This window comes from Labilibaculum antarcticum (genome assembly GCF_002356295.1).
Taxonomy (GTDB): domain Bacteria; phylum Bacteroidota; class Bacteroidia; order Bacteroidales; family Marinifilaceae; genus Labilibaculum; species Labilibaculum antarcticum.
On the sequence record NZ_AP018042.1, the window covers coordinates 2,269,183 to 2,282,345 of the forward strand.

Annotated in this window: 15 protein-coding genes; all 15 read right to left on the reverse strand. The window is 36.1% G+C overall.

Features of this window, described 5'->3' with window-relative positions; genetic code table 11:
* Nucleotides 1-26: 26 nt before the first annotated feature.
* Nucleotides 27-1,196: an MFS transporter gene (locus tag ALGA_RS08885; RefSeq protein WP_162845416.1), complete on the reverse strand. Its 1,170-nt coding sequence runs from the start codon at nt 1,194-1,196 to the stop codon at nt 27-29.
* Between the two features lie 19 nt (nt 1,197-1,215).
* Nucleotides 1,216-2,151 carry an ROK family protein gene (locus ALGA_RS08890; protein WP_096428988.1) on the reverse strand — a complete coding sequence of 312 codons (936 nt, stop codon included), beginning with the start codon at nt 2,149-2,151 and terminating at the stop codon, nt 1,216-1,218.
* Between the two features lie 7 nt (nt 2,152-2,158).
* Nucleotides 2,159-2,887, reverse strand: coding sequence for a GntR family transcriptional regulator (locus ALGA_RS08895; protein ID WP_096433540.1), 729 nt, complete (start codon nt 2,885-2,887; stop codon nt 2,159-2,161).
* 150 nt (nt 2,888-3,037) lie between these two features.
* Nucleotides 3,038-3,910: an ATP synthase F1 subunit gamma gene (atpG, locus tag ALGA_RS08900; protein ID WP_096428989.1), complete on the reverse strand. Its 873-nt coding sequence runs from the start codon at nt 3,908-3,910 to the stop codon at nt 3,038-3,040.
* A 47-nt stretch (nt 3,911-3,957) separates the two neighbouring features.
* Nucleotides 3,958-5,562 carry a F0F1 ATP synthase subunit alpha gene (gene atpA, locus ALGA_RS08905; protein WP_096428990.1) on the reverse strand — a complete coding sequence of 535 codons (1,605 nt, stop codon included), beginning with the start codon at nt 5,560-5,562 and terminating at the stop codon, nt 3,958-3,960.
* A 43-nt stretch (nt 5,563-5,605) separates the two neighbouring features.
* The gene (gene atpH, locus ALGA_RS08910; protein ID WP_096428991.1) at nt 5,606-6,154 is read right to left on the reverse strand and encodes an ATP synthase F1 subunit delta; all 549 of its coding nucleotides are present in this window, start codon (nt 6,152-6,154) and stop codon (nt 5,606-5,608) included.
* 76 nt (nt 6,155-6,230) lie between these two features.
* Complete coding sequence (locus ALGA_RS08915) at nt 6,231-6,725, reverse strand: F0F1 ATP synthase subunit B (protein WP_096428992.1); 495 nt, start codon at nt 6,723-6,725, stop codon at nt 6,231-6,233.
* Between the two features lie 98 nt (nt 6,726-6,823).
* Nucleotides 6,824-7,081, reverse strand: coding sequence for an ATP synthase F0 subunit C (gene atpE / locus ALGA_RS08920; protein WP_394339910.1), 258 nt, complete (start codon nt 7,079-7,081; stop codon nt 6,824-6,826).
* A gap of 58 nt (nt 7,082-7,139) precedes the next feature.
* Nucleotides 7,140-8,222: a F0F1 ATP synthase subunit A gene (gene atpB / locus ALGA_RS08925; protein ID WP_096428993.1), complete on the reverse strand. Its 1,083-nt coding sequence runs from the start codon at nt 8,220-8,222 to the stop codon at nt 7,140-7,142.
* Between the two features lie 656 nt (nt 8,223-8,878).
* Nucleotides 8,879-9,124 carry an AtpZ/AtpI family protein gene (locus ALGA_RS08935; protein ID WP_096428995.1) on the reverse strand — a complete coding sequence of 82 codons (246 nt, stop codon included), beginning with the start codon at nt 9,122-9,124 and terminating at the stop codon, nt 8,879-8,881.
* A complete protein-coding gene (locus ALGA_RS08940) occupies nt 9,096-9,497 on the reverse strand; it encodes a bactofilin family protein (RefSeq protein WP_096433544.1) in 402 nt (133 codons plus the stop codon). Before ALGA_RS08940 ends, ALGA_RS08935 begins: the two co-directional genes overlap by 29 nt.
* A gap of 306 nt (nt 9,498-9,803) precedes the next feature.
* A complete protein-coding gene (locus ALGA_RS08945) occupies nt 9,804-10,802 on the reverse strand; it encodes a beta-ketoacyl-ACP synthase III (RefSeq protein ID WP_096428996.1) in 999 nt (332 codons plus the stop codon).
* Between the two features lie 232 nt (nt 10,803-11,034).
* Complete coding sequence (gene rpmF / locus ALGA_RS08950) at nt 11,035-11,220, reverse strand: 50S ribosomal protein L32 (protein ID WP_096428997.1); 186 nt, start codon at nt 11,218-11,220, stop codon at nt 11,035-11,037.
* A gap of 16 nt (nt 11,221-11,236) precedes the next feature.
* Nucleotides 11,237-11,764, reverse strand: coding sequence for a YceD family protein (locus ALGA_RS08955; RefSeq protein WP_096428998.1), 528 nt, complete (start codon nt 11,762-11,764; stop codon nt 11,237-11,239).
* A gap of 201 nt (nt 11,765-11,965) precedes the next feature.
* Nucleotides 11,966-13,111 (reverse strand): sensor histidine kinase, encoded by a 1,146-nt coding sequence (locus tag ALGA_RS08960; RefSeq protein ID WP_197705735.1) that lies wholly within the window; start codon nt 13,109-13,111, stop codon nt 11,966-11,968.
* Nucleotides 13,112-13,163 lie beyond the last annotated feature (52 nt).

The window sequence follows — 13,163 nt, forward strand, 5'->3', positions numbered from 1 at the left end:
ATTCTTATCCTTTTTAGTTTAAATTACTATTTACTAGGACTTAATCTGGCCAAGAAGAAGATGAAAATCAGTAAGGCGGAGATCAGCCAAAGGCCACCATTCAGATGATAATTCATTGAAAGACCAACTAAAAATGGAAAAATTGCACCACCTGAAATCGCCATCATCATCAAGCCTGATATTTCATTGGAACGTTGAGGATAATCACCTACAGTGATAGAATAAATTAAAGGAAAAATATTTGAGACTCCTAAACTTATTACTCCCACAAAAATCCATGCTGATATTTCGTTAGATGTAAAGGCCAAAGCCACAACAGCAAGGATTGCAACAATACTGGATATGCGCAATATTTTTCTTGGGTCCCACTTCATTAAAATAATTGCTCCCGCAAACGTGCCTACCATTTTTGCAAAAAAGTAAACTGATTTGCCATATTTAGCCATCTCTTCGCCAACACCAAGTTTAAGATGAAGAAATGTGCCAATATTGGAATTCAGAGCTACATCAATACCAACAACCGCAAAAATTCCCAAAACCATTAAGGCGATATACCGATTAGATAGTAGTTTGAAACAGGATGAAATTGAAACCTTTTCTTCACTTACAGCCTTTTCTTCAATTTTAGTTACTGATAACCAAAAGAATGATGAAAGTGATATAATCCCAAAAAGATACAAACCAAAACGCCAGGTTCCAGCTCCTTCATAATTAAATAAATTAGCCAAGAATGGACCAACAACGGCAGCTACAAAGGGACCAATCATGGATCCTACTGATTTAATGAACTGCGACAGACTTAAAAAACTAGATGCCTTTTTATCTGAAACAACATCCACCAACAACGGATTGGCTGCAACCTGCATAATGGTATTTCCAATTCCTAATAAGGAAAAAGCCACTAGTATTACGGGTAAAGTATTTCCAAGAACCGGAACAAAAAGACCTACTGTAGTGATTAATATGGCTACATTTAATACTCTTTTCTTTCCAATTTTGGCCTGCCATATTCCTGCTGGCACAGAAAGTAAAAAGAACCAAATGAAGGCAACAAAAGGAATTAGCTGTAAAAGATATTCTGGTGTATTCGAATTTTGTTTCAATTCATCGACACCGGTACCCACCAAATCAACAAAACTGATAACAAAGAACGACAGTAAAACGGGTAATACTATTTTTGATTTCTGCGATTTCATATCCATTGGATTTTATATTCTACATGTATTTTAATTGCTCCTTAACGGATTCCCAAAATTCTTCACTCAACAACTGAGCTCCTCCAATAAATGCCGCTGATTCCTGTAAGTCAGAATATTCAATTCTTACACGTAAACCCGCTTCTTTAAATTGCTCATTCATAGCATTATCAAACAAATAAGATGCTTTTGAAATATTACCTCCAAAAACGATGGTTTCAACTTTAAATTTCTTAATCCAGGAGCTAAGAAAGTGAGCCATTTTTTCACCAAAATCATAAAATAATTCTTCCGCATCAATATTCTCCTTTGCCAGATCCGCAATCTCCTTTACCCCATTCACTCTTTTGCCTGAACGCTCAAAAAACCGATTGATCAGTCCTCGGGTAGAAAAATAATCATCAGCAATACCATTTTCGAATGGCAAATGCCAAATACAGCCGTTTTCAGGAACTGTATCCCCCATAATAACCGGAATTCCCCCAGAGAGGAAAGCAGAGCCTAGACCCGTTCCTAAAGTGATTGCCAGTGTTTGTTTCCCTCCTTGTAGCTTACCCAAAAAATACTCTCCAATCGCAAAAGCAGTAGCATCATTTATAAAACGAATTGGTATATTCTTCAACCCGAGGTTTTCTTGAATTTCAGATCTTAAATTCACTTCGTTTATGCTTTGAAATTTGGCATTCGATCCTGTAAACAATCCAATTCCATTTACGTAATCAAAAGGTCCTGGCATGGCAATACCAATTCCAACCAAATTCTCAGCTTCAATTTTAGCAATGCACAAACGTAAAAGCCTTCCAAAAGCAGTAACAATTTCCTCTTTACTACCCTGATTGTTTAGTGTAGTATGTGAAATACTTTCCGTAATCAGCTTTTTATTTGTCAGATCATAAGCCGCACAACTAATGTGACTGCCACCAACATCCACTCCAATAGAAATTTGCTTTTTCATGTTCAATCTATCTTGTAATGGTTATTGAATAGGTGAATTTCTCGGCAATATAAAAACCAATGTTGTATTCTAACGGACGATCGCCAGGATCAGAAACGTAACGTTCTCTTACCAATACTGGATCTCCTTGCTTAATTTGTAAACGATCGGCTGTAATCTTGGTAGCAAGCCTTGCCTTAATCTCTTCTTTAGAAATGGACGGCACAACATTGTAGTCATTTTCCAAAATACTATACAAAGGCTTCTTGAAATCCTCATTACCAGTCAGACCTATTCTTGGATGAAAATAACTCTCAAAATAAACAAAAGGACCATCAAAATGCCCTCTTAGCCTTGATAAACAAAGGATTTCATCTCCTTCTTGAATATTAAAAAAGGAAGCAATTTTTTTATCTGCCTTCACCCATTTTGCCTCACTTAAGAAGTTTACAAAATCGACTCCTTTATCAGACATTTCCTGAGTGAAGCTTTGCCAATTATCCAGATTTGTTGTGATTCCTTTTTCAGCAACCTTAGTGCCTATTCCTTTTTTTCTGATCAGCAGCCCCTCGTATTCCAATTTATTTGTGGCTTGCCGTAGGGTATTCCTTGAAATTCCGAGACGTTTTGCCAAATCAACCTCTTTAGGTAAAAAACCACCATTTTTGTATTCCTCCAGTTCTATCATCTTCCTTAGAAGAGACTCTACCTGTGCGTGTAAGGGAAGCGGACTGTTATGATCTATTTTTAATTCCATCTTGTGCATATGTTTGAACATACGAATTTAGGAAATAATTTTAAATTTCCAATATTATTCCTTTTACAAACTTTACAGCACAAAAAAAGCTCACCCTAAGGTGAGCTTGCAGCAATTATAAATCGTTTAAATATGGTCTTTAAAATGGCATTAGTCAGCCAAAGCATTAGCTCCGGATACAATCTCCAAAATTTCGTTGGTAATCGCACTCTGACGAGCTTTATTATAGGTAAGGTTAAGATCCTGAATTAAATCAGTAGCATTATCCGTTGCCTTATGCATTGCAGTCATTCTCGCTCCGTGTTCCGATGCAAAAGAATCCAGTAAAGCCTTAAAAAATTGCGTTTTCAAAGATTTTGGCACTAACTCTTGCAAAATTTCTTCCTGATTTGGTTCAAAAATATACTCCGTTTGAGTACTCATCTCCTCTTCTGGTTGAATCACAGGCAAAAATTGTTCGCTTGTTAAAATTTGTACCCCCGCATTTTTAAACTGATTGTACACTAATTCTACTCTGTCATATGTCCCTTTTACAAACTCCTCCATAACAAAAGAAGCAATAGCAGAAACATTTTCAAAATTCAAATTATCGTACACATCGTTGTATTCTCCAACAACATTGTAAGTCTTCCTAAGAATTCCAAAACCTTGTTTCCCAATTGCCAATATGTGCAATGAACCTCGCTGATTTTGTTCGGCGTAGGTAGTCCCAGCCAAAATAGCAACCTGCTTAATTACATTTGAATTAAAGCCACCACACAAGCCCTTGTTAGAAGTTATCGCAACCAATAAAACCTTTTCAGGCTTTCTCTCTACACCATATAAATTATCATCAGAATCAGTCAAACTACCAGTTAAGTTCGATAAAATCTCATGAAGTTTATCGGCGAATGGACGAATTTGCACGATAGCATCCTGAGCCTTTTTTAATTTGGCAGCAGAAACCATTTTCATCGCTGCAGTAACCTGTTTGGTTTTCTGAACCGACGAAATACGGGTACGAATTTCTTTTAAATTAGCCATTTACAACTCTTTTATTGAGTTGGGACGAATTTCTTCGTCCCTTTGAATTACTTTTTATATTTAGCAGACACTTCAGCAGCAACAGATTTCAAAGTAGCCTGTGCCTCATCAGTATATTTTCCTGCTCCTAGATCAGCTAAAACATCTTTGTGTTTCATTGCCATAAAATCAAGGAAATCAATTTCAAATTCTTTCACCTTATCAACGGGAACATTACGCAATAATCCTTGCGATCCGCAATACAAAATAGCTACCTGCTTATCAACAGTATAAGGTGAATATTGTCCTTGTTTTAAAATTTCCACATTTTTAGAACCCTTATCCAAAACGGCACGGGTTGCAGCATCCATATCAGAACCAAACTTGGAAAATGCCTCCAGTTCACGATACTGAGCCTGATCCAGCTTCAAAGTACCAGCTACTTTTTTCATCGATTTAATCTGAGCATTACCACCCACACGAGATACCGAGATACCCACGTTAATTGCAGGACGAAAACCAGCATTAAAAAGATCCGATTCCAAGAAAATCTGACCATCGGTAATAGAAATTACATTGGTTGGAATGTAAGCCGATACGTCACCAGCCTGTGTTTCAATAATTGGAAGTGCAGTTAAAGAACCACCGCCTCTAATAATTGATTCACCTTTCTCATCCTTGGCATTTTTCAAACTTTCAGGTAAATCATTCATCTGACGGGCAATGTCATCAGAATTAATAATTTTAGCTGCACGCTCTAATAATCTTGAGTGCAGATAAAATACATCACCTGGATATGCTTCACGTCCTGGTGGACGACGAAGTAGTAGAGAAACCTCACGGTACGAAACCGCTTGTTTCGATAAATCATCAAAAATAATCAATGCAGGACGACCGGTATCGCGAAAGAACTCACCAATAGAAGCTCCTGCGAAAGGGGCGTAAAACTGCAATGCTGCCGGATCGGCTGCTGTTGCCATCACAATAACGGTATAAGCCATTGCTCCATGCTCCTCCAGTGTTCTGGCTATATTTGCTACAGTAGAACCTTTCTGTCCTATAGCTACATAAATACAGTAAACCGGCTCTCCTTTATCGTAAAATTCTTTTTGATTGATGATGGTGTCAATAGCAATTGCTGTTTTACCAGTCTGACGGTCACCAATGATTAACTCACGCTGTCCGCGTCCAATCGGAATCATCGCATCAATCGACTTCAATCCTGTTTGTAAAGGCTCAGTTACCGGCTGACGATAAAGTACACCAGGAGCTTTACGTTCCAATGGCATTTCGTATGTCACACCTTTTATTTCACCTTTTCCATCAAGAGGTTCACCAATGGTATTGATTACACGTCCTAACATTCCCTCACCAACATTGATGGAGGCAATACGCTTGGTGCGTTTTACAACATCACCTTCTTTAATACCTTGAGATTCTCCTAAAAGTACAGCTCCGACATTGTCCTCTTCGAGGTTCAAAACAATACCTAAAACGCCATTTTGGAATTCGATCAACTCATTGGATTCAACATGCGATAAACCGTAAATGCGGGCGATACCATCCCCAACTTGCAATACGGTTCCGACTTCTTCCAGTTCTGCCTCGGTTTTTAATCCTTTTAATTGCTGCTTTAGGATTGCCGAAACTTCTGCAGGTTTAATACTAGCCATATTTAATTTTTATTTAGTCAGAGTTTAATCCGATTTTGAAATTCTATTTCATATGATTTGAAAGCAATTCACGCTTAATTAGATTCAGCTGATTGCTAACACTAGCATCCAGTTGCTGATCTTCAATCCGAAGCACAAATCCACCAATAATCTCTTTATCAACCACTTCCTGTAATTCAATTTTTGCATTGAAAGATTTTGAAAGCAACTCACTCAATTGACTATTGACGTCTTTCTCAATAGCAGATGCAGATGTAAGCGTTGCAGATAAAATCCCCTTGTCTTTACGACATAATGCCAAAAAATTTCGGGAAATATCCTTTAGGTAAATTTCACGACGATTTTGTACCACTAAATCTAAAAAATTAAGACTGACCGGATTTACTTTATCAGCAAATATAAGCTTAACCGAAGCTCGTTTGTGAGAGGTTTGAACAACCGGACTTTCAACCATAAGCCAAAATTCAGGTATCGTTTTACAAACCTCATCTACCAGCTGAATATCTTTAATTACGGACTCTATTAAGTTCTCCTCTTTTCCTAATTCGAAAAGAGCTTTGGCATAACGAACCGAGATTTTACTTTCGTTCATATTCTTTTAGATTATTAGATGTGAGATATAAGAAAAGAGATCAAACAAGACTCTCGTACTCTCATTAACCCATTTACTAATTCAACTTTACTTCATCCATTAACTTTTTGAAGTAATCTTTTTGTTGCTGATCATCAGCAAATTGCTGACGAAGAATTTTCTCTGCAATTTCAACAGAAAGAATTGCAACCTGAGCCTTGATTTCGTTCAAAGCAGCCGATTTCTCACCTTCTATATTAATTCGAGCCGATTCTATTACCTTATCAGCCTCGAGAGTAGCTTTTTGTTTGGCTTCACTAACCAGTTTACTGCCCATCTCTTTTGCTTCCTTTAGCATTGCCGCACGCTCTTTTCTTGCTTCCTGAAGAATTCTTTCGTTGTCGGCCTGTAATTCAGACATTTCTTCTTTTGCACGCTCAGCGGAACTAAGTGCATCCTTAATGGATTGTTCTCTTTCCTTTAAGGCGTTTAGAATTGGTTTCCAGGCATACTTTGCCAGGATAAGCAAAACAATGCCAAATGATAAAAGCATCCATATAAAGGTTCCTAATTCAGGTGTTACCAAGTCCATGTTATTCTATTTTAAGTCACTTAAAGTGATATTAACATCCAAATAGATACCACAATTTGCCTCAGACAATCTCTTACGGCAAATTGCGGATAATTCTATTACAATACGATAGCCAACAAACAAATGATAATCGCGAAAAAAGCAGCACCTTCAATAAGCGCAGCGGCAACAATCATGTTTGAACGAATATCTCCAGAAGCTTCTGGTTGACGAGCAATACTCTCAAGAGCACTACCCCCAATTTTACCGATACCTATACCAGCACCAATAGCAGCTAAACCTGCTCCAAAAGCAGCACCCATTTTGGCAATACCCAAACTAGCTGCAGCCTGAAGAAGAATTGATAATGTAATCATAGCGTTTTTATTAATTGATTAAAAACTATTAAAGCTCCCAACTGGGAGTAGAAAATTTTTAGTGATGTTCTTCTGTTGCCATACCGAAATAAAGAGCAGAAAGAAGCGTAAATACATAGGCCTGAATCAATCCTACCAACAGTTCAAGCATATTCATAAATACAATAAAAGCGACAGAAACAACTGACGTTCCGTATCCTAAGCCCGGACTTATTTGTCCAAATATAAAAATAAGACTCACAAAAGCCAAAACAATCATATGACCTGCAGTAATGTTGGCAAAGAGTCGAACCATTAAAACAAATGGTTTTGTAAAAACTCCCATTACCTCAACCAAAGGCATCAATGGTATCGGGAATTTCAACCACCATGGTACTCCTGGTGTGTTGAAAATATCTTTCCAGTATGCTTTGTTTCCATTAATTGTAGTGATTACAAAGGTGAACAGTGCCAATACCAATGTTATGGTAATATTTCCAGTCACATTTGCCCCCCCAGGGAAAAATGGAACCATGCCCATTAGATTGTTCAACCAAATAAAAAAGAAAATAGACAGCAGATAAGGCAGGTATTTTTCATATTTTTTTTCTCCGATTGCAGGTTTAGCAACTTCATCACGAACGAATATAATGATAGGTTCAACCAGTGATTGCATGCCTTTAGGTGCTTTACCTTTACTGTTCGTATATGATTTTGCGACAGAAATAAATACCCAAAGCAGAATTGCCATACTTATTAGCATCGATACAACATTTTTAGTCATCGAGATATCAAATGGACGTACTTCATGTCCATTAAGCATTTCTACCACCTTCCCTCTGTATTCACCCTCCTTAGCAATTGAAAACCCTTTGTAAGCGGAATCCCCATGAAAATTATTAGACAGAAAGATATTAAATCCTGAGTTTTGCGAGTATACAATTACCGGCAGAGGTAATGTTGCATGAAAATCACCATAACTAAAAACATGCCATTCGTAAGAATCACCAATATGCCCCATTATAAAACTTCCTGGATCAAACTTTTCTTTGGAGTGTGTCTCTTGAGAGGCATGTTCTGTATGCTCGTCACCGGAAGCAAAAACCGGTGTAACACTTACCACTAAGAAGAAAATCAACAGAAATCGATGAATATTTTTCATACGTAAACAACTTACTTTATAACAGATACCAATTAATTTGGCTTAAAAAACCCCATATTCACTGATTTGGGATTCATCAAATCTGTTTGGTTAAAATGCCAATCCAAAAACTTTTTGAATTAACTGTATTTTTAAGAATGATTCCTCATTCATTTAGTATTTATCTTTCCCAACTAAAACCTTGTCCTTTTTTAATTTTGACATCCAAATTTAATAAAAAAACAATCGCTTGAGGCTTTTTAATATCATTTAACATTCCCAGACCTTAAGGTATTAGATAAAGTTACAACATCGTAAGCTGTATATACCACATAGCAAAACCCGAAAAACAGGACAAAACTCAATGCCCGTGGACGATCCAGCAAAACGTAAATGATTACGAAACTAAGGTGCAAGAATAGTTTTATTCCAAACCAAGCCATGTAATTTGTATTGAAAGCCCGCGGATTATCCTTAACTGTTTTAACTAATCTATAGTGCTGAAAGGAACTAAGCAGGAAAAAATACAAAATAACAAAAGGAAAAAAATAATTAAACCATGGTTTTAACAGAGTCAAATATAATAGAACAGAGATAACCAACAGCGATAAGGAAATCATTCCAAGATTTTGAATGTACTTTTTAATAGATTTTTCCATGTCTGAATTTAAATGCGCTTAATTATTATTAAACAAATCTTTTAACGCAAAATAAAGGGATAAAACAACACCTCCAAATGCTCCAATTATGGTGAATAATGGAAATTCATTTTCCAGATAATCATCCAACTTCATTCCAGCATATAATACCAGTAGAATAATTGCAATCATTTGAAATGCCAGACCAGAATATTTTGCAATACTAGTGGTTTGCTTTTTCCGTTTTTCGAAGGAATTACTGAGGTCCTTTTTCCTTTTTTTCATCTTTTTTATGTGCTACATCGACCTTAGGAGGTACATCGCCCATTTTACATGAACCTGTAAATTTGGCTCCTGGCTCAACAGTAATTTTATCAGTTGTAATATTTCCATGAATAACCGCCGTATTTTTCAAATTAACCATTTCGGAAGCAACAATATTACCTTCGACTCTTCCCGAAACATCAATTGTTTTGCATTGTACATCTCCTTCAATTTTACCCGTATGTCCAACTACAACTTTTCCATTCACTACCATTTTACCGTTAAGAAAACCATCAATTCGGATATCTCTAGTTGCTTGAATATCACCTGTTAATGATGTTCCATCGCAGATAAGATTTACCGCAGTTGGCTGTACTTCATTGTTTTTGCTCATTTTATCTTTTTTACGAAACATGTTAAACTCTAGTTGAAATTAAAAATCCTTTATTACAACCAACAAAATAGCAAGAAATTATTTAATTCATTTAAATTTTTCTTAAGATCTATTCAGTCAGTAGTACTAAAACAACTCATTTTTATTAAAAATAGTATTTCCATTCAAGGAAAAGAACTTGCAATAGTGTTCTGCAGGCTATACAAATATAAAAATTTGAATGATAAAAACCATTCATTTAAAACGATTCCAACAAAAAAAGGCCTCCAAATTGGAGGCCTAATTATATATTACTTAATTATTGTTTTATTTTGGATCATAACCCCACTTCAAAAGTATGGAACCCCAGGTAAAGCCAGCACCAAATCCTGAAAGAATAAGCTTATCTCCTTTATGCAATTGGTCTTCCCACTCCCATAAACACAATGGAATTGTAGCAGAAGTCGTATTACCATATCTTTCAATATTGATCATTACTTTCTCTTTTGCTAAGCCCATTCTTCTTGCTGTGGCTTCGATAATACGATTGTTTGCCTGATGTGGAACCAACCATGCTAAATCATCTGGTGTTATGTTGTGTTTTTCCATCATTTCAACGGAAACATCTGCCATATTAGAAACTGCGTGTTTAAATACATGCTGTCCTTCCTGGTAGATGAAATGCTCACCAGCATCAATTGTTTCATAACTTGCCGGTTTGCACGATCCACCTGCTTTTTGATGCAAATGTTTTCTACCAAAACCTTGAGTATGTAACATCTCATCAATTATCCCAAAATTTTCTGTGGTAGGCTCCAGCATTACTGCAGCTGCTCCATCACCAAATATTGGACAAGTCTGACGATCTGTATAATCAACAATTGATGACATTTTCTCGGCACCAACAATTATAACCTTCTTATACATTCCTGATTGAATGTACTTTGAGCCAGTAGCCAATGCGAATAAGAATCCTGAACAACCTGCATTTAAATCGAAACTAAATGCGTCATTAATTCCTACTTTATCGCTAATAATATTAGCTGTAGCAGGAAATTGCATGTCAGGAGTTACTGTTGCACAAATCAACAAATCAACGTCCTCAGGAGAAGTATTGGTTTTTTTCAACAGCTCTTCAACTGCTTTAGCTCCCAAATCTGAAGATCCTTTTCCTTCGCCTTTTAGAATTCTTCTTTCCTTAATACCAATACGAGTCATGATCCACTCATCGGTTGTATTAACCATGGTGCTCAATTCCTCATTGGTAAGAACATAGTCTGGGACATAAGCTCCAACACCAGTTATTACTGCATTAATTTTCGACATTCTTCTAGCTTACTTAGTGTTTATCAGATAGATCCGGCGTTCTACATTTACACAGACATAAATTCACAACAAATGAAATAAAGACACAATTAAACGCCAATCAACAAGTTGATTGAAACAATTAGATGCTCCATAATTTGTGAAAAAACTGTATAATAAGCAAAATTGCTCCCAAGTAACACCTGAGGAGCAAATTCACATATTGCGTCTAATCTAAATAATTCAACTCAGATTATGCTGTAACTTGTTTTTCGATAGCCAATTTGCCTCTATAATAACCGCACTCAGGGCAAACAGTGTGATATTTAACAGTTGCTCCACAATTTGAGCAAGATGCTAAAGTAGCTGGAGTTGCTTTAATATGAGTTCTTCTCTTATTTCTTCTCTGCTTCGACGTTCTGTGTTTTGGATGTGCCATTTTTCAACCTATTTAACTAATTATTATCAATCAATTTTCTTAAATCATTCCATCTTGGATCAATGTCTTGTACATCTTTCACCGAATGGTCATTCAATTTTTGAATCATTTCTTCATTACAAGTGCTGTTTCCATCTTCATCTTCGGGATGAACAAAGCTTAAAGGTAAGCTCAGTACAAACAACTCATAGATGTATTGTGCTGTTTCAAGTTTATTTACCGATCCTGAAATCACAATAACATCATCAGCCAACTCCTCATTTTCCTCTCCAAATTTCACGTAAACAGAACTTTCTCCATTCACCTTCATGTTAAATTCCTCGAGACAACGATCACAGGGCACTTTCATTTTACCATCCAATTCAATAATCAATGTCATAACCAAGCTTTTCTTCTCCAGCGTTACTTTCACTGAAGCATCAACTTGATATGCATCTTCTTTTTGAAAATGCTCAAAGAATTCCTGATCAATGGTGAAATTAAATTCATGTTTACCATCATTCAATCCTTTGAAAGGAATCGTATATTTTGTTAGATAATCCACTATATTCTAATAAAACTTTGCAAAAGTATAAAAATTAATCATACGTTTTCATAAATCTCAACATCTTTTTTCTGCAATTTGAATCAATTATTAAACTGAATTACAGTTTCAATGATGAAATTCCGTTGAAAACGGGGGTGCAAAAATAGGTAGTTCTTTGATGGTATCAAAAAAAAAACAGCTATTTGAAAATCAAATGGTTCAATTTAATGGTAAAATAATCCTAAAAACCGCACCACTACCCAATTCTGAGCTAGCAACAAATATTTTTCCGCGGTGATAATTTTCAATAATCCTTTTAGAAAGAGATAATCCAAGCCCCCATCCTCTTTTTTTTGAGGTAAATCCGGGCTTAAAAATGGTTTTAAATTGATTTCTGGCTATCCCTTTTCCTGTATCACTGATATCAATAATCAATTGATTTGCTTTACTTGAAACCAAAAAATTTAATTTCCCCTTCCCTTCCATCGCATCAACCGCATTCTTCGCCAAATTCTCAATTACCCACGAAAACAACTCTTTATTTAATGGAACCATTCCATTGTCAGTATCTGTAAGCTCTATACTGTATTCAACTTTATCGGAAGTTCTCTTTTTTAAGTATCCGACACTACTGTCAAGTACATCAAAAATGTTAGTGAATTTTAAAACAGGTTTCGATCCAATTTTTGAAAAACGTTCGGCAATTACTTCTAACCGATCGACGTCTTTTGCCATTTCTTTAGCTAATTGTGAATCAATTTCGCCAGATTTAATGAGCTCCATCCAAGCCATTAAAGAGCTAATTGGGGTTCCTAACTGATGAGCTGTTTCTTTCGACATTCCAACCCAAACCTGATTCTGTTCGGCCGATTTTGAATACGAAAAAGCCAAATAGGCTATCAAAATAAAAGTGATAATTGCCCCTAATTGCACAAAAGGATACCAAGCCAATCGCTTTAAGAGATTCGAATCATCAAAATAGATGTAGTTTTTACCATTTACAAGCTCTATCTCTATTGAGTGATTATCATCCTTCATATCTTGAAGTTTTTCCTTTAAAACCTCATCTTGATTCCTTTTAGGGAGTGGTATGTTTCTGTAATCAACAACGTTTCCGTTATCATCGACAAGAATGACCGGAATGGTCTCATTTTGTTCCAGAATACGATTAATAAGTGATACATCCTGATCAGGATTTAATTGCAGACTACGCATTCCCTCAGCCCACAATTCAATTTTTTTTCCCTCTTCGTTAGCCAACTTACCCACCAGATTATTGGTGTACAGAATAGAGCATAAAACAATTATTATGGCGATCAGTAAAAAATATAATTTCCAATGACGGTTTTTTAGATAGATATCCAAGATTTTCGAGTTCTAAGGTTTCAACATAAAGATAACGACAAATCTTTTGATT

What these genes read in the sequence shown, in the direction of transcription:
- ALGA_RS08915 (WP_096428992.1), bottom strand. Translation starts at nt 6,725, where the DNA reads ATGGACTTGGTAACACCTGAATTAGGAACCTTTATATGGATGCTTTTA.
- ALGA_RS08935 (WP_096428995.1), bottom strand. Translation starts at nt 9,124, where the DNA reads ATGAAAAAAAGGAAAAAGGACCTCAGTAATTCCTTCGAAAAACGGAAA.
- atpH (WP_096428991.1), bottom strand. Translation starts at nt 6,154, where the DNA reads ATGAACGAAAGTAAAATCTCGGTTCGTTATGCCAAAGCTCTTTTCGAA.
- atpE (WP_394339910.1), bottom strand. Translation starts at nt 7,081, where the DNA reads ATGATTACATTATCAATTCTTCTTCAGGCTGCAGCTAGTTTGGGTATT.
- ALGA_RS08885 (WP_162845416.1), bottom strand. Translation starts at nt 1,196, where the DNA reads ATGAAATCGCAGAAATCAAAAATAGTATTACCCGTTTTACTGTCGTTC.
- atpA (WP_096428990.1), bottom strand. Translation starts at nt 5,562, where the DNA reads ATGGCTAGTATTAAACCTGCAGAAGTTTCGGCAATCCTAAAGCAGCAA.
- atpG (WP_096428989.1), bottom strand. Translation starts at nt 3,910, where the DNA reads ATGGCTAATTTAAAAGAAATTCGTACCCGTATTTCGTCGGTTCAGAAA.
- atpB (WP_096428993.1), bottom strand. Translation starts at nt 8,222, where the DNA reads ATGAAAAATATTCATCGATTTCTGTTGATTTTCTTCTTAGTGGTAAGT.
- ALGA_RS08940 (WP_096433544.1), bottom strand. Translation starts at nt 9,497, where the DNA reads ATGAGCAAAAACAATGAAGTACAGCCAACTGCGGTAAATCTTATCTGC.
- ALGA_RS08945 (WP_096428996.1), bottom strand. Translation starts at nt 10,802, where the DNA reads ATGTCGAAAATTAATGCAGTAATAACTGGTGTTGGAGCTTATGTCCCA.
- ALGA_RS08890 (WP_096428988.1), bottom strand. Translation starts at nt 2,151, where the DNA reads ATGAAAAAGCAAATTTCTATTGGAGTGGATGTTGGTGGCAGTCACATT.
- ALGA_RS08895 (WP_096433540.1), bottom strand. Translation starts at nt 2,887, where the DNA reads ATGGAATTAAAAATAGATCATAACAGTCCGCTTCCCTTACACGCACAG.
- rpmF (WP_096428997.1), bottom strand. Translation starts at nt 11,220, where the DNA reads ATGGCACATCCAAAACACAGAACGTCGAAGCAGAGAAGAAATAAGAGA.